Genomic DNA, 15480 nt, shown 5'->3' with positions numbered 1-15480 from the left:
AACCGTCACTTTGGCTGTGAACCGGGCGAGCGCTTGCCTAGAGGCGGTCAATCCAGGTGTCCTCATCCCGGTCGTCCCAGGCTGACTTGCCGACTCGCCCAGACGCGGGCGCCTGAGCGAGACGCGACAGGACATGCAGACCCTCGTCGTGCGTGAGCGTGCGCAGTGACTCCACACGGCGGCCCGCAGCCGCCTCGATCGCCGACTGCCGCTCGGACATGGTCGTCAGACCGCGCGCATCCAGCGCCTTCCGCAACAGATCGATCTGCCAGTCCGCGATCGGGGCGATCACGGGTGCAACCGGAGCCTTCAGCGCCGGCTCCTCACCAAACAGCGAAAGCTCGTCATTCACAGTGCGAGGCTACGAGGCGCCGGCGCCAGCCTCGCGGTGGGGATGGAACGCGCTACGCGCGGACAGAGCGAGCGCGCCCGATCCTGAGCGTGCAGCCAGAAGCGCCACCTTAACGCCGTCCCACGCAAGGACGAGCACGACGAGGTTCAGCCAGCCGGGTGCACCTGCCGCGACTTGCTCGGCGAGGGCGTGCATCGCCGTCACCAAGACGACAGCGAGAGCAAGGAGCACGCCGGTCATGCGGAACGTGGGCCGTGCCATGCGGACTCGACGCGCGAGCACGTTCGACGGCGCATAGAGCTGCATGTATCGGTGCATCCCCGCGACGGCGATGAGGACCGGCAGTGCGAGCATCAACAACATGGGTGCCTCCCGAGGGTTGGAACTTCCTCGATACGCCCGGCTCGTTGTCGGTCATAGATTGCCCGGGTCTCCCTGTGGAGGACCATGCGCCACCACCACCTATGGAAGCGGAATGGCTCGGACCTCAATCGACGGGGACGCTGTGGCGCGCTCGGATGGCCCGTCCGCGCGCATTGCTCGGATCGCGGCGAGGGCACGCTCACGATCCGCACGCTGAGCGTCGTTCTTCGCGGCGCCCCCAAGCGGTAGGTCCGAGTTGACCTTGTAGCGGTCGCGGTATGCCGCGACTGCCGGCAGACAGGCATCGGCATTGCCTACTCCGGCGGAAGGCGGCCCAAGCCGCAGAGTCCACGCCTCCTGGCGTGCAACCGCGTCCTCCGCAAGGGCGCGTGCCCGCGTCTCGATCAGTTCCTTCCGTTCGTCGATCGCCTGCCGGTCCTCGGCGGACATCGGACCGAGCGGCTCGGGAAAGAGGCCCGCGATCAGCCGCGGACGGAGATGGCAACCTCGCGGCGGAGTCGCTGCGAGCTTGTCGACTCGGTAGCGGAGAACCGCGGCGATGTCATCGGCGTCGTCGAGACCGTGCCGCCCGACGACTCGCGGCAGAAGACGTTCGAGGTCGTGGTGGTATGCCTCGGCGCGACGGAGTGCCGCAGCGAGCGGGCCGAAGGCCGTGGACTGGACGACTGCGGCATGCTGCTCAGCGGTCAGACCGGAGCGGCTGAGGAGGTCGACGAAGCAATCGTGCTGGGCGTCGGCAGCGATCGTCCCGAGTTCGGCTGCGAGGCGGGCGATACCGCCGTTCAGCTCGTACTCAGCCTCGATGGTCTGCGTGGCAGAAAGGTCAGCGCCGGTGTGCTGGAGGACGCCGTACAGAACGGTTCTGGCCGTGACGTCATCCGCCTCGGGTGTGGAGTGGCTGTCGTCGGGCTGGTCGAGGGCGACGTACGCGATGTTGGACTCGCGCCCGCGAGTCATGGACACGTAGAGATTCTCTCGGGTCGTGGATGCGGTCACGACGACGTGCGCCGTATCGACGGTGACGCCCTGAGCGCGATGCGCGGTGACCGCGTAGCCGAGGTCGAGGTGCTCGGCGACATACTCCGGCGGTAGGACCGTTCGTCCGCCGCGGGATCCGAGTCGCTTGACCAGGACGGAGCCGTCCCGCCGAATGTCGGTGACCAGCCAGCGGTCGCCGTTCATCACCCATCCGCCGCGCAACGTCCGAATCCGGCGGTCGTTCTGGCGCGTGATGACGACGTCTCCGACCGAGGCGCGGCAGCCGTCAGCCAGATGCGCCTCACGGTGATCGACGGCGCCATCCAGAAGTATCCGCTCGGCCCGTGCGCGCTCGTTGAGCGCGCGGACATCACGGGCCGACTCGGTCACGAGGATGCTGGCGCGTCCGGCAGCGCAGTCCGCGCGCCAGGCGACGTACGCGGCGTCGACCATCTCGTCGGTGAGGCCCTCGCGGACTCGGAGCCTCGATGCGCAACTTCACCCGGCGCCAGATCGCCGTCATCCTCGGCTGTGTCCTCGCTGGACCGGAAGTACCGACGGGAGTGGCGAGTGTGACGACCATGCAGGCACTGAGGCTGGCGACCACAGTGGCGTCGGGGATGCCCAAGTCGACGAATGACCACAACTTGAACGGCAAGTGTCATCGGAGGCGCGGCTACGCGCGCGGTGCTGCCACCCGGCGAAGTCGATCCGACACAGCGCGAGTGACCTACATGCGTCCGGCGGAGTGTTCGCCGCTATTCGGGACCCGTCGGCAGCCCACTTAACCAGCGCGGGCCTGGAGTAAAGCGGAAGCCGATGTAGGAAAGGACAGCGCTTCGCGCATTGTGGACGTCTCGCGCAAGTGTCGCCAACGCCCGCTCGGGATCCTGCGGTTGGCCACCCACGACCGGGTCGTACAGCCCGGTCGGAAGACCCGTCCCCGCCCAGTCACCAGGTCCCGACAAGCACGCCTCCAAGAGACGGTCGGAGACACCTTGTAGGAGCGTGGGCGACCAGTAACTGGTCTCGCCATCCTCGTTGAACCCCCCGATGAGCGCGTTCAGGGCTGCAATCGCGAGCTGTCTCGCTCCGGTGTCGAGCCACCATGAGTCATCACTGCCCTGTGTGGCCCGGATGTCGGCAAGGAAACCCGACACGAGCCGCGCAGTCAGATCGACGGCCAACCCTTCGAGTTCATCCACCGGGTAGGTCTTTCGCGACCACATCAGGTCATCGAGCTCCGAAGCTTGGAGCAGCAAGGGGGCGTAGTGAGCCCATAGATGAAGCACCCAGCCGAACCACTCGGGCTCGATGTCGTGGCGGACCATGGTCGCCACGTTGGACTTCCCACCGACGCGATCACGCCGCTCCCACAACCATCGCTCGATAGCCGAAGGTGTCGCGAAGCTCCACTGGACCGTGCCGTCGTCGTGGGGCTCTCCGTAGACAAGGAACGTCGGAGTGCCAGCGCGGGAACCGGTCACCCATCCTCTGGCAGTCCCGATATCGAGCTTGGGAAGACCACCCTTCTTCGAGGTGCGCTTGACCTGGACGTGCGCCGTACGCCCCGACAGCTGCCATTGGAGCTTGCCGGCGATAGCTGGGTCGACGTCGGCAAGGTCTTGCGGCATTGACGGCACGTGCAGATGCAGGTCCCAGCCCGTGTCTGACGCGGTGAGGCCGTTAACGGCCGCACCGGTGCGCAAGAGCAGCTGCAGCATCTCTGCTTCGCCCTTGGCGCCGATGTACTGCTTGTAGGTCATCTTCGCCACGGCGTGCAGTCTCGTTTCTCCGCCGGCTCGGGCAAGGGTCGACACGCGCGTCTGAACGAGTTCGTAGGAGGCGAGCGACGCCCGCTGCGATGTCAGGAGCCGCGATCCGCTCCGTGCCGACGTGAATGCGATCGGAACCGGGCGGTCATCGAGACCGGATATGTTGCGAGTCGACCCTCGGGAAGGACTTAGATGAAGGCCGTCGACTCACATCTCCTCACCCTGCTCAAAGCGAGCAGCCAGTTCATCGTGCCGATCTACCAGCGTCTGTACTCCTGGCAGGAACCTGAGTGCGCGCAGCTGTGGGCCGACATCCTGCGGGCGGGCTCCAACCCCAATCTGGGGGCCCACTTCACCGGGTCAATCGTGTACGTGGCCCGGGACCAGTCCACCAATACCTCCGCCGAGCCGGACCTGATCATCGACGGCCAGCAGCGGGTCACCACCGTGACGCTGATTCTCGCCGCGCTCGCTGCCCGGCTAGAGGCGCTGCCCGCCGACGAGCAGGAGCCCTGGGACGGCTTCTCCCCGAGGAAGATCCGCAACCGCTACCTCCTCAACGACGATGAAGAGGGTGAGCGCCAGTACAAGCTGATCCTGTCCCAGAGCGACAAGTCCGCTCTCATCTCCCTCCTCCAAGGGGTCGCCCCACCGGGCGGCATGGTCACCCGGGTCATCGACAACTTCGCCTACTTCCAGCAGATGCTCGCCGACCCGACGGTCAACTTGGCGACGGTCTGCAAGGGGCTCGACAAGCTCGTCGTTGTGGACGTCAAGCTCGAGCGAGGGGTGGACAACCCCCAGCTCGTCTTCGAGGCGATGAACTCCACCGGCAAGAAGTTGTCCCAGGCCGACCTCATCCGGAACTACGTCCTGATGGACCTGCCGCCGAAGGAGCAGGAGAAGGTCTACACGGCGTACTGGCGCCCGATGGAGTTGGAGTTCGCCGGAACGGAGGAGAGCCAGTTCGACCAGTTCGTCCGTCACTACTTGACGGTGAAGACCGGGGAGATCCCTCGGCTAGACGACATCTACGAGGCCTTCAAGGACCACGCTGCCGCCTTCACCGACGCGGACGAGACGATCACTTCTCTCGTAGTCGAACTGCGCCAGTACGCGCATCGCTACTGCGCTATGGCCCTCGGCAAGGAGGACGACCCCAAACTGCGCGCGGCCTTCAAGGACCTGGACCAAATCAAGGCGGACGTGGTCTATCCATTCCTGCTCGAGGCCTACACCGACTACGAGCTCGGCACGCTCGATCGCGACGGGCTTTACGAGGTCGTGCAGATGGTGACGTCGTACATCTTCCGTCGGGCGGTGTGCCGCGTCCCCACCAACTCACTCAACAAGACATTCGCCGGGTTTAGCGCGGCCGTCCGTAAGGACCGCTACGTCGAGAGCGTCAAGGCGCACTTCCTGTCGCTGAAAAGCTACCGGGCTTTCCCGACGGACAAGGAGTTCAAGCACTCGCTCTTGACGACCGACCTGTACAACTTCCGTCGGCGCTCGTACTTCCTCCGGCTGCTGGAGAATCACAATCGAAAGGAGCACGTGACGATTGAGGACTACACAATCGAGCACATCCTCCCGCAGAACGAGGATCTGCCGACGGAGTGGCGGATAGCTCTCGGCAAGGACTGGGCCGACGTGCAGCAGCGTTACCTGCACACCCTTGGCAACCTGACACTCACGGGCTACAACTCGGAGTACTCGGACCACCCCTTCGCCAAGAAGCGCGACATGGAGGGCGGCTTCAAGGACAGTCCGCTCCGGCTCAACAAGGGTCTCGGACAACTCGACGCATGGACGCCCACTGAAATCGAGAAGCGCGCAGACCGTCTGGCCGGCGATGCACTGGAGATCTGGCCGCGACCTTCACTCCCTGAGCGCGTGATCGGCGAGTTCAAGGTGCAACGAGCCGCTTCGGACTTTTCCATCGAGGACCACCCCCACCTACTACCAGTCGCCCGCCGAGAGCTGTTCGACAAGTTCAGCGCCGAGACGCTGGCTCTTGACCCTGGGATCACACGGCAGTTCTTGAAGCTTTACGTCGCCTTCAAAGCGGAGACCAACTTCGTGGACGTTGTACCCCAGAAGGCGCGGATGCGGCTCAGCCTCAACATTCCCCTTGAGGCGCTGCGAGATGAGCGCGGGCTCGCTTGGGACGTCAGCGATAAGGGCCATTGGGGCAATGGGCCAACCGAGGTCGGGCTGGACGAGACATCGGACTTCGCGTACGTCATGGGCCTGGTGCGGCAGGCGCTGGAGTATCAGATGGGCGGCGACTGAATGACGGGATGAGCACGCAGCGCTCGTGAGGCATACATGTGGCATGCCACTCCCCCGCGGCGCCCTGACCTGCGCAAACGCGACGGGTCGAGCTCTACTACGACATCTGATCAGCGCGGTTCGCTGACCAGCGACGACGTCTCCGCAGGCCTTCTGACCTGCGGAGACGTCGTTCGTCATTTTCCATCAGTGTCCACCCTCGGTCACCGTCTCGTGCGCCCACGGTGCGCCAGCGTCGGCCCCGGCGTGCGTCGGGGCTCCGCCCCTTCCGAGCGCCGCGTCCATCGCTCGGCGCGCCTTGTCGCCCGAGCTCGGCATCACGTGCGTGTAGACGCGAAGAGTAAATCCCGGGTCGGCATGGCCGAGGTACTCCGACACCGCCTTGATGCTCACACCGTGCTCGAGCCACAGCGATGCACAGGTGTGGCGCAGCGCGTGCATCCCGTTGTCCCGGTCGTTCGGCACACCCGCAGCAAGCAACGCCGGCCGCCACACGGTCGGGTTGAAGTAATTCCGATTCAGGGGCTTGCGCTCGCGCGTGTAGAAGAGCAGGCCACCGAGGCCAGGACGGTCCGACCGCTCACCGCCGAGGGGCGCGTGCTCACGCGTGGAAGCTTCCAGCTGCTCCCCCACCCAGGACGGCAGCGGGACAGAGCGCGTGCGTCGGTACTTGGGCAGAGCCGGCACGGGCCGGCCGTCCTCGAGGCGGATCTGCTGCCGGACGTGCACGACCTGCCGATCGAAGTCGATGTCGTGCACGCGTAGCCCAAACGCCTCCCCCTGACGTAGGCCACAGCCAGCGGCCACTGCAGCCAGCGGACGCCACCGCGGCGGCAGCTGCGCGGTAACGGAGAGCAACCGCTCGACGTTCCACGGCGTCACCTTCCGTGGCGGAATTGCCGGGGCGCGAACGAGGGACGACGCGACGGGACTGGACGCCAGGATCCCCTCATCGACGGCGCTGCGCAGGATCGCGCCGAAGTTCACAAGGATCAGTCTCACGTAGCCGGCGCTGATGCCCTCGTGAAGCTCGACCACCCAGCGTTGAACGGCCGAGGGCGTGATCTTGGCAAGCGGCCACGGGCCCCAGGTAGGGAGCATGTGGACCCGGAGCCGGACCTCGAGCGCCTGCAACGAGGTCGGCTCTTGAATCTGTCGAGCCAGCCAGTCCGCCGCGTAGTCAGCGAAAAGGACACGCCCCGACCGCTCATCGACGTAGCCGCCGCGACTGAGCTGGTGCTCGACCTCGACGCGGAACCGGTCGGCATCGACGCGTCGGTCGAAGGAGCGGTTGCGCGACTGGCCGTCCGGATCGCGATAGCGCACCTGCCACCGCTTGCCCTGGCCGTAGCGCGAGCTGCGGGTGGTCTTCCCCGTCCCTCGGTCCCGGATGTGCCACCGATCGTTCACCGATGCCATGTCTCTCCTATCCGGGCTGGCACTGCGGGCTCAGCAGCCACGCCTGCACGTCGCGAGGGTCGTAGCGACAGTGGCGACCCACACGGAAGAAGCGCGGGCCCGTGCGTTTGTGGTTGAGCTTGTAGAGCGTCGCGACCGGGATAGCCAGGAACTCCGCCGTCTGTTCGAGCGTCCACAGACGCTCGGGCAGCGTCGACGCCGGCCGCGGACTCATAGCCCATACGCCAATCGCTTGGAGGCCAGCTGCGCGTCGAACGAGTGCTTGCCGCCCTCGTCCTGCAGTGCAATCTCACGACCCAGGAGGCGAAGAGCGTCACCAAGGGATTCCGCCCCGCCGACCGCCCCCACGGATGCGAGATAGCCACGCGCCCCGGGAAGGAGCCGCCGCATGCTCCCAGCGCGCTGCCCCGACCGCACCCGCTCAAGGCCGAGAGCACCATTGCGGAGCGACGCCTGCTGAACGCTCTCCCACTCGGGAGCCACGGGCCATCGGGACTTTGTCCCGTCGCCGGTACGCTTGCGGTAGCTGAGCCACTCATCGGTGAGGTAGGCCCACAGCCTGGGCAGTCGATGCAGACCCTCGATCGGTTCATGAATCGACGTCTGATTCAGAGCGCTCCGACCGACCTGGTATTCGACCCGGAGAACGCGCTCTCCGGGGACGTAGGCATCCCCCCAGACCTCCGGCCACCAGTCGGTGCCCTTGATCCGCGACTCTTCCGTCTTGTCGTAGATCCGCGCCATCAGCCCCGATTTCCCTGTGCCGAAGCGCAGGGTCTGGAACTGAGCACTCGACTCCCACATGGCGAGGTCTCGCGCGCGGCAGACAAAGCGGTCCCTGTCGTCGCTGGCGAGTCCCCAGCCCTGGACGTCGACGAAGACATCGACGCGCGAGGCAGTCCACTCGACCTCCCCGAGCAGCATCTCGATGGTGCCGATGAACCAGTAGAGCGCCATCTGGATGCCCGCGGCGTGGATGAACGCCGCGCTCGGCTGGACGTTGACCGTGGGAAGACTCTTGCTGCTGGTCAGTCCGATGATGCCGTTCTCGTGGTCCAGCCGAAACGGGTACTTGTTCAGTGGCCGAGCGGCAACGAGGAAGGTCTCCTCCCCCGCCACGAACTCCTGAGGGGTGCTCGTGGCGCGAGCCCGGTCCCGGGCAGCACCAAGGTCGGCAGCCAGCCGCTCCGACAATCGACCCCGACCCGACAGGTAGAACGAGTCCACGCCAGACGCCAGCTCAGCGAGCTGACCAGACGGACTCAATCCCATAAATCGGGACTGTAGTCGTAACAGGGCGCACAGTCCAGGTTTCTGGGATTGTTCGTTACTGGGTGTCGCTGTCCTTCGCGCTGTGACCGCTCTTGAAGTACGTCTCGAGGTCGAGAGTCACTCCCGGTAGCTCGAACTCGTCGGGGTGCACACCGAAGACCTTGCGGAAGGACCCCACGCGCCTGTAGATCGCGGATCGACTCATGCCGTGCTTCCGCAGTCCCTCGAACCCGCCCTCTAGGTGCCACATGAGCCAGAAACCCAACAGGTCCGAGACTGCATTGACCGCGTAGCTGCGCACGACCGGCTCCAGCGCCGGGTTGATGATCGGGCCCAGCAGCCTGTTCGTGCCCTTCGCGTAAGCATCCCAGGCTGCCCGCGCGCGCCCCTTTCCCTCAGGTGACGGCATAGGGTCCGACCGGAAGTCGCTCACAGTGCTCAGGCTAACCATCTCCGACGACATCCCTCGATCCCGGCGCGCAGCGAATAGCCTGCGCCCATGTCGCTCTCGGACCTCACAGACCCCGGCGCCGTCACGCGCGCTCTTGCAGAGTACGACTCAATCAGCCGCGAGCCCTTCCTGCGCAAGTACGGGTTCCGCGACGCGCGGACCTACTTCGTTCTGCGCGGCAACAAGGGGTACCCGTCCAAAGCCATCGCCGCAGCAGCGCACGGCCACCAGCATGGGCGGCCACTCTCAGCCACCGAGTTCAGCGGCGGCGAGGCAACAGTGGCAAGCAAGCTTGAATCGCTTGGCTTCACGATGCTGCGTGCGAACCAGGAGTGGCATTACCGGCCAGGCGACCTGGCGGTGCGCTCGGAGATCCACGGCACCTATGGGGGGTCCACCCAAGGCGGCATCGAGCCCTCCGGCAGCACTCCGAACGTCATCATCTATACCGATCCCGAGCAGGGCGCCAAGCACGGCTACAACTACGACGGGCCCGACAAGAACGACCCGAACGTCTTCTACTACACCGGCGAGGGCCAGATCGGCCATCAGGTCATGCGGGAAGGCAATAAGGCCATCCTCGAACACCAGGACGCAGGCCGAGCAATTCGCCTGTGGGAGACGATCGACAATGACCGCACCGCCGCGACTGGAGGTAAGCGACAGCGCTACGTCGGAGAGTTCTACGTCGACCCGGACCCGTCATTCTCTTACCGGACTGCGCGCGCTCCGGACCGCGAGGGGAGCCGTCGAGACGTCATCGTCTTCCGACTCATCCGTTCCGGAACAACCCCCAGCGGAGCGACGCCGGCACCACCAGCGTCCGGGCAGCTTGCCGAAGCACCTGCGGCGCCGCATTCCGGTCCGAACATCACCCTCGAGACGGCAGACGCGAACGACGAGGACCACCCCCGCGACCAGGACTTCACCGGCGAAGCTGACGTAACTCTCGTCGACGCCGAACGCAACGAGGTCCTCGAATTCGAGGTCGCCCCCACGACCGGCAAGCTCGCCAAGCGCGACGAGGCCAAGCTCGTCAACCAGTTCGAGACCTGGCTCGCGAACCGGTCCCATGTGACCAAGAGACTACGCATCAAGATCCCCGGTGAGCGTCACGAGCTCATCACGGACACCTACGACACAACCGCCGGCGTTCTCTACGAAGCGAAGGCCAAGAGCGACCGGGCAACCGTTCGCCTCGCTATCGGGCAACTGCTCGACTACCTGCGCTTCGTCGACGGCCTCGCCGGCAGCATTCTGCTGCCGAACGAGCCGTCCCCCGACGTCAAGCGACTCATCTGGTCTGTCGGCTTCACCGTCACTTACCGCCAACTTGGTACCTGGATAACCCAAGCGACCGACCCCCATGCAGTTTGAGGGTGCTGTGTTACAGCGCACGCACCCTCAGTACCACGGCCGGTTCCACGCTCGAGTAAGAGCGTCCTGGAGAACGAACTGATACCTCACAGTGAAGCCAGCTCCCGAGACTTTCCGGTACACGAAGTCGGTGTTCTGACCGTTCCGGACGCCGATCCCGCCTGTCTCGAACATCTGACGCAGTAGCGCCTTGATCTCGTTCGGCTCGAGATCTCCAGCGAGTTCCTCGCACATGAACTGGAAGGTGAAGAAGCGGCTCGGCGTGGTCCGAAGTGCATCCTTAAACGCCGCCAGCCCGCGCGCCTTGCCCGCCGGCAGCACACCGGCAAGGTTGTCGAAAACCTCGCCGATGAAGTACTCCTCGGCGTATAGCTGTACGGCCCGCCTGGCATTCTCCTCCGGCACGCTGCGACTGCCTTTGTACTCGCGTTGCAAGTAACTCATCAGGGCCACTACGTCCCTCGGCAGGAGCCTGGTGTTATCGAGCAGGAACGTGGTCAGCTCCCTGTGGGGCCCGATCGATACGGTTGTATTCAGGTACTGCGCTACGAGGTTGGTCACCTTAGGTCGCTCAACGGCGGCCTTCTTGGTGAGTAGCTTCCAGAGGTGGTTGTCGCCACCGATGCCGTAAGCGTGCCAGTCAAGGTGCACCGCGTGAGGCTTCAACTTGTTCATCTCCGGGCCGGGGAGCATATCGAAGATATCCGAACGAACTGCCGCGACGACGCTGACGGGCGTGCCGTAGGTGACCATTTCGCGGTTAACGGCTTGAAGCGCCTGCATCAGCCCGGCCAAAGACGTCCACTCGTCCTCAGCCTCAAAGAAGAAGGTGTCGAGCCCGTCCAGCGCTACTACGTGGCGGTGCGCAGTCCGGCACTTTCTCAGCTCCTGCCGTAAGAAGGCGCTTACTTCCAACGGGGTGATCGTCGTGTGGTCGACCACTCCCTCGGCGCCGATGACCTTCACGTCGAACTTAACAGTGCTCGAGGACCACCTAGAGACCTTCGCGAGCCAGTCCCCGACGAGTAGACCGCCCTGCCGCAGTCCCTTGACCATTCGCCAGAAGGATGGAGGAGCATCGAGTGATTGGTCCTGCGCTAATGACTCAACGACGCGAAGCAGAAGCAAAAACTCCCAGGCAGCTTGAGCTCGTGATCCGCCAGCTGACTGACCCGTGCCGATGTTCGTGACATCGTTTACAGGAAAGCCGCCGAGCTGCCATACGGTCAAGAACCGATCATGACGTAGGTCCCAGCGGAGTCGCAGATGCTCGATAACTGCGGACTTCCCGGAGCCCTTAGGCCCCAGAAGAAGCCAGACCGTTTGCCCGTCAATGCCGTATGCAGCTTCTCGATAGTCGTAGAAGCCATCGAGTAAAAGTTGCGGCTGCTCCAGAGCCTCTTGTGCCGCATCGAGGTGTCCGAAGTGAAGCTCTTTGAGAGGGCAAGGGGCGGTAGACACGATGTGAACGATAGACCTATCAATCCGGGTCAGGTGCTACTCGGATGCCCCTATGCGCCGCGGAAGGGCGGGTGGGAGCGCCCCTCCACACGCCGCTTCGCGCCGCGCGGAGCCTCTGCGCACCCGAGAACCCACCCGCCCCCAACCGTTATGGCAACAGGTGGGCGATTCCGGCGGCGCCGCAGCTGACACACTCCCAAGCCACGCCGCCGGGTCGAAGCGCAGCATCGGGAACATGGGGGCCGCCGCCCCAGCTGACGTCCGCGCCGCAGTGCGGGCAAGCGCCGTCATTGGACTGCACAAAGCCACGACCGTCTGCCATCGCTGACCCAAGCTGTTGATCGATGTGCTGCAGCCAGGCCTGGGCCTTGCGGGGGCGCAGGTCTACAGCGGGTTCTCCAACCCACATCACTTCGCCAACCGCCTCGAGCTCCTCTCGAAACGCCTGGCGGACCGCCTCGCGATGCGACAGGCAATAGCCGCGCACGACTGGACGGACTTGAGCTCCTGCCCCGGGCAGCTGCACACCACCGGCCATTCCCAGCAGACGGCTGACCTGCTTGCCGCAGATCTCGCACAACCACACACCACTTTCGAATCCCACGCGGGCCTCCTACAGAGAGGTAGCGCAGTGCTCTCGTGCGCCCACGGTGCGCCCGGCACAATCCAACATAGTGTTTGCCCAGGTCAGCGCGGTTGACGAGCGAGAACCCCGCTCTACTACGACATCTGAGCCACGTCGTCAGCACCAGGGAGGCCCCCGATCCGCAGGAGTGCGGATCGGGGGCCTTCTCACGCGCCGACCTGCCTGCCTGACGGCGTCGGTCGCCCCACAGCCGACCCCGACGACGTCGACGTCTGCCACGGTCTCGGCAAAGGCCGAGCACTCGCCCGGCGCACGCGACGCTCGTCGGCGGCGCACGAGGGTCAGGCAGAAGCCACAGCGTTGATGCGGTCCACCACGGCACGGGCATCGTCGACCGTGAGGAAGAGCCGGGTGAACGGCGCTTGCGCACCGAGCTCCACGACGATGGTCTGCCCCCCGGCGCGGACGTTCCAGTAGCTCGTCTGCCCGTCCTTCAAGAAGGTGCCGACCCACTTCGTCCCGGGAATCGCGAGACCCGGGAGGCGCAGCCCCTTGCCCGCATGGGTGGCCTCAGGGTCGTACGTCGCCCCGCGCACCTGATCGGTGGGCACCACGATCCGGCGTCGCAGTCCCCAGAGCTTGTTCAGCCCGATCGGCTCGACGACCAGACGGCTGCTGTCGAGGGTGAGGTTGTTCTGCACGTCAGTCCTCCGATGGGTGGATGAGGGCCCGGGCGAGGAGTCTCGCGCCCAGGTCGTGGGCAGTGACGCCGCGTCGGTCCAGGTGGTCCCCGAGCAGGCCACAGACCTCGGGATCCCGAGGAGCGAGCTCGAGCAGCGCGACGAGCACGAGGTCCATGGCCACGTCGGCGCTCCGGTCCGTGACGACGTGGCGCAGGCAGGCGAGGAAGAGTCCGCGCTTGCTGCCGAAAGCCTGGTAGAGGCTGCCGCGGTGGAGTCCGGTGGCCGTGACGAGCTCCCCGACCGACGTCCCCTCGTAGCCAGCGACCAGAAAGGCGCGGGTGGCCCGTCGCACCACGTCGGCCTCGTCGAAGAGGCGGTTGCGTCCCACACCGCCACGATACCGATTGATGACCGATCGTTCCAAAATTCTCGTGGTCGAGACCGATCGCAGCCGCACGTCCGGCTCAGTCGCGCACCCGACCGGTCTCGTGGGCCCACAGAGCGAGCTCAACGCGGTTGCGGGCGCCGAGCTTGGCCATGAGGCTGCCGAGGTGGGTCTTCACGGTGCTGAGGCTGATGTGGAGCTCGCGGGCGATCTCGGCGTTGGTGCGGCCCCGGGCGACGGTCAGCAGCACCTCCTCCTCGCGCTCGGTGAGAGGGTCGAGCGGCTGGGCGGGAGGCGCCGTGCGGCCCGTGCCGGCGAAGGTCGCCAGCAGCCGGCGGGTGATGCTGGGCGAGATGAGGGCGTCGCCGCGGGTGGCGGCGCGCACGGCCTCGCCGAGCAGCTCGGGTCCGGCGTCCTTGAGCAGGAAGCCGGAGGCGCCGGCCGCCAGCGCGCCGTGCACGTACTCATCGAGGTCGAAGGTGGTGATGACGACCACCGCGACCGGGTCCTCGACACCCGGTCCGGCCAGCAGCCGGGTCGCCTCGACCCCGTCGAGCACGGGCATCCTGATGTCCATCAGGCACACGTCGGGGCGCAGCTGGCGGGCCAGGCGTACGGCCTCCTGACCGTCGCGCGCCTCCCCCACGACCTCGATGCCCTCCAGCGTGCCGAGGATCAGGCGCAGCCCGGTGCGCACGAGGTCCTGGTCGTCGGCGACCAGCACGCGGATGCTCACGCCGGCACCCGTCGCGGCAGGGTCGCGGTGACGGCCCAGCCGCGGTCCGGGCAGGGGCCCGCGTGGCAGGTGCCGCCGAGGAGCAGGGCGCGCTCGGTCATGCCGGCGATGCCGAAGCCCGCCGGGGCGGCGTCGGCGGCGCCGGGGTCGGTCGAGCGGGGATCGGTGGTGCTGAGGTCGATGATGGTGGGGTCGCCGTCGTCGCGCACGAGGAGGGTGAGCGTCGAGGCGTCGCCGGTGAGGCGTACGTCGACCCGCGTGGCGTGGCGGGCGTGGCGCAGGGCGTTGGTGACCGCCTCCTGCGCGATCCGGTAGACCGCGGCGTCGATCGCCGCCGGCAGGCCGGCGACGTCACCGGAGACGCCGACCTCCACCCGCGGGCCGGCGGGCGAGGCCCCGGCCAGCCGCGCGAGGTCGGCGACGCCGGGCTGCGGCGCGTAGGCCACCGGCGCGTCGCTGCGCAGCACACCCACCATCGCCCGCATCTCCGCCAGCGTGCGCGAGGCCTCCACCTCGATCACCCGCAGCGCCTCCAGCGGCGCGGAGGGGCTGGTCGCGGCGAGCGCGCGCCCGGCCTGGGCCTGCACGGCGATGGCCGAGACGTGGTGGGCCACGGTGTCGTGCAGCTCGCGCGCCAGCAGCACCCGCTCCTCCGACTTCGCCTGCGCGAGCCGCCGCTCCCGGGCGCCGTGCTGGGAGCGCACGGCCCAGCCCAGCACGATGGAGGAGACCAGCACGGCGTAGCCCCCGACCGCGTCGGCGAGACCGGTCCAGCTGACCACCGCCGCCATCGTGGCCGGCACCAGGATGACGCCCAGCCCGGCCACCGCCTCGCGCCCCGAGCCCCACCGGAGGAGCGCGTAGGGCAGCACCAGGACGTAGAGCATCGAGTAGACGTCGAGCACGGGGGCGCCGACGGCGAGCAGGCCGAGGTCGACGACCGCGATCGTGCCGAAGGTCGCCGCCACCACCGCGAAGGGGTGCGTGCGTCGCCACAGCAGCAGCGGCGCGAGCCCGAGCGTCACCACCACCGACAGCACCGGCGTCGGCAGGTCGGCACGCAGCGCTCCCTCCAGCAGGACGCAGACCACCACGAACGCCAGGAGCGCCCGGTCGCGCCGGACGCGGGCCGGCGGGGCCGAGGGACGGGGCTCCTCCAGCAGGGAGCGCAGTGGGTTGCTCACCGGCCCAGCCTAGGGATCCGGCGCCGCGCGGGGACCGGCCGAAAGTCTGACCCGGCGCTCGGCCGAAGGCACGACGTACGCGCGGCCTCACGGCCGATGCCCGACGACCCCGCGCGCCGCCACGGTGGGGCTCTGGTCCTGCGCA

At 66.7% G+C, this 15480-nt stretch carries 16 protein-coding genes; 2 read left to right on the top strand and 14 right to left on the bottom strand.

Features of this window, described 5'->3' with window-relative positions; all coding sequences use genetic code 11:
• Nucleotides 1–37: 37 nt before the first annotated feature.
• The 4 genes from ASF47_RS04170 to ASF47_RS04155 all read right to left on the bottom strand — a co-directional run bounded on the left by ASF47_RS04170 (nucleotide 38) and on the right by ASF47_RS04155 (nucleotide 3489).
• On the bottom strand, nucleotides 38–352 hold the full coding sequence (locus tag ASF47_RS04170) for a hypothetical protein (RefSeq protein ID WP_156697715.1): 315 nt from the start codon (nucleotides 350–352) through the stop codon (nucleotides 38–40).
• Nucleotides 353–361: 9 nt separating this feature from the next.
• Nucleotides 362–715: a hypothetical protein gene (locus ASF47_RS04165; RefSeq protein WP_056862664.1), complete on the bottom strand. Its 354-nt coding sequence runs from the start codon at nucleotides 713–715 to the stop codon at nucleotides 362–364.
• A 99-nt stretch (nucleotides 716–814) separates the two neighbouring features.
• The gene (locus ASF47_RS04160; RefSeq protein WP_056862663.1) at nucleotides 815–2167 is read right to left on the bottom strand and encodes a hypothetical protein; all 1353 of its coding nucleotides are present in this window, start codon (nucleotides 2165–2167) and stop codon (nucleotides 815–817) included.
• 305 nt (nucleotides 2168–2472) lie between these two features.
• The gene (locus ASF47_RS04155; protein WP_056862662.1) at nucleotides 2473–3489 is read right to left on the bottom strand and encodes a hypothetical protein; all 1017 of its coding nucleotides are present in this window, start codon (nucleotides 3487–3489) and stop codon (nucleotides 2473–2475) included.
• A gap of 192 nt (nucleotides 3490–3681) precedes the next feature.
• On the opposite strand from ASF47_RS04155, the gene ASF47_RS04150 reads away from it, so the two are divergent.
• The gene (locus ASF47_RS04150) at nucleotides 3682–5781 is read left to right on the top strand and encodes a DUF262 and DUF1524 domain-containing protein (RefSeq protein ID WP_056862661.1); all 2100 of its coding nucleotides are present in this window, start codon (nucleotides 3682–3684) and stop codon (nucleotides 5779–5781) included.
• Nucleotides 5782–5967: 186 nt separating this feature from the next.
• Here ASF47_RS04150 and ASF47_RS04145 read toward each other — a convergent pair whose 3' ends face one another.
• The 4 genes from ASF47_RS04145 to ASF47_RS04130 all read right to left on the bottom strand — a co-directional run bounded on the left by ASF47_RS04145 (nucleotide 5968) and on the right by ASF47_RS04130 (nucleotide 8905).
• Complete coding sequence (locus ASF47_RS04145) at nucleotides 5968–7200, bottom strand: tyrosine-type recombinase/integrase (protein ID WP_056862660.1); 1233 nt, start codon at nucleotides 7198–7200, stop codon at nucleotides 5968–5970.
• Nucleotides 7201–7207: 7 nt separating this feature from the next.
• The gene (locus tag ASF47_RS22175; protein WP_056862659.1) at nucleotides 7208–7414 is read right to left on the bottom strand and encodes a helix-turn-helix transcriptional regulator; all 207 of its coding nucleotides are present in this window, start codon (nucleotides 7412–7414) and stop codon (nucleotides 7208–7210) included.
• Nucleotides 7411–8427: a hypothetical protein gene (locus tag ASF47_RS04135; protein WP_056862658.1), complete on the bottom strand. Its 1017-nt coding sequence runs from the start codon at nucleotides 8425–8427 to the stop codon at nucleotides 7411–7413. The genes ASF47_RS22175 and ASF47_RS04135 overlap by 4 nt, the downstream gene beginning before the upstream one ends.
• A 100-nt stretch (nucleotides 8428–8527) precedes the next feature.
• Nucleotides 8528–8905, bottom strand: a complete 378-nt coding sequence (locus tag ASF47_RS04130; protein WP_156697714.1) for a hypothetical protein — start codon at nucleotides 8903–8905, stop codon at nucleotides 8528–8530.
• 66 nt (nucleotides 8906–8971) lie between these two features.
• Between ASF47_RS04130 and ASF47_RS04125 the strand changes: the two genes are divergently transcribed.
• On the top strand, nucleotides 8972–10300 hold the full coding sequence (locus ASF47_RS04125; RefSeq protein WP_056862656.1) for a hypothetical protein: 1329 nt from the start codon (nucleotides 8972–8974) through the stop codon (nucleotides 10298–10300).
• A 27-nt stretch (nucleotides 10301–10327) separates the two neighbouring features.
• On the opposite strand, the gene ASF47_RS04120 is transcribed toward ASF47_RS04125, so the two are convergent.
• From ASF47_RS04120 to ASF47_RS04100, 6 genes are all read right to left on the bottom strand, one after another.
• Entirely contained in the window at nucleotides 10328–11761 is a 1434-nt protein-coding gene (locus tag ASF47_RS04120; protein WP_156697713.1) for a P-loop ATPase, Sll1717 family, read from the bottom strand.
• A gap of 148 nt (nucleotides 11762–11909) precedes the next feature.
• Nucleotides 11910–12365, bottom strand: coding sequence for a hypothetical protein (locus ASF47_RS20950; RefSeq protein ID WP_156697712.1), 456 nt, complete (start codon nucleotides 12363–12365; stop codon nucleotides 11910–11912).
• Between the two features lie 323 nt (nucleotides 12366–12688).
• Nucleotides 12689–13048: a hypothetical protein gene (locus tag ASF47_RS04115; protein ID WP_056862654.1), complete on the bottom strand. Its 360-nt coding sequence runs from the start codon at nucleotides 13046–13048 to the stop codon at nucleotides 12689–12691.
• Nucleotide 13049: 1 nt separating this feature from the next.
• The gene (locus ASF47_RS04110) at nucleotides 13050–13418 is read right to left on the bottom strand and encodes a TetR/AcrR family transcriptional regulator (protein WP_056862653.1); all 369 of its coding nucleotides are present in this window, start codon (nucleotides 13416–13418) and stop codon (nucleotides 13050–13052) included.
• 76 nt (nucleotides 13419–13494) lie between these two features.
• Nucleotides 13495–14151 (bottom strand): response regulator, encoded by a 657-nt coding sequence (locus ASF47_RS04105; protein ID WP_056862652.1) that lies wholly within the window; start codon nucleotides 14149–14151, stop codon nucleotides 13495–13497.
• A complete protein-coding gene (locus ASF47_RS04100; RefSeq protein ID WP_056862651.1) occupies nucleotides 14148–15335 on the bottom strand; it encodes a sensor histidine kinase in 1188 nt (395 codons plus the stop codon). Before ASF47_RS04100 ends, ASF47_RS04105 begins: the two co-directional genes overlap by 4 nt.
• Nucleotides 15336–15480 lie beyond the last annotated feature (145 nt).

Source organism: Nocardioides sp. Leaf285, from assembly GCF_001422955.1.
Classification (GTDB): Bacteria; Actinomycetota; Actinomycetes; order Propionibacteriales; family Nocardioidaceae; genus Nocardioides; species Nocardioides kribbensis.
The sequence above is the reverse complement of the archived record's forward strand: the minus strand, read 5'-3'. Positions and strand labels throughout refer to the sequence as shown.

Excerpts from the sequence above, each read along its gene's own strand:
- ASF47_RS22175 (WP_056862659.1), bottom strand. The coding sequence starts at position 7,414 with ATGAGTCCGCGGCCGGCGTCGACGCTGCCCGAGCGTCTGTGGACGCTC.
- ASF47_RS04145 (WP_056862660.1), bottom strand. The coding sequence starts at position 7,200 with ATGGCATCGGTGAACGATCGGTGGCACATCCGGGACCGAGGGACGGGG.
- ASF47_RS04165 (WP_056862664.1), bottom strand. The coding sequence starts at position 715 with ATGTTGTTGATGCTCGCACTGCCGGTCCTCATCGCCGTCGCGGGGATG.
- ASF47_RS04125 (WP_056862656.1), top strand. The coding sequence starts at position 8,972 with ATGTCGCTCTCGGACCTCACAGACCCCGGCGCCGTCACGCGCGCTCTT.
- ASF47_RS04150 (WP_056862661.1), top strand. The coding sequence starts at position 3,682 with ATGAAGGCCGTCGACTCACATCTCCTCACCCTGCTCAAAGCGAGCAGC.
- ASF47_RS04160 (WP_056862663.1), bottom strand. The coding sequence starts at position 2,167 with ATGGTCGACGCCGCGTACGTCGCCTGGCGCGCGGACTGCGCTGCCGGA.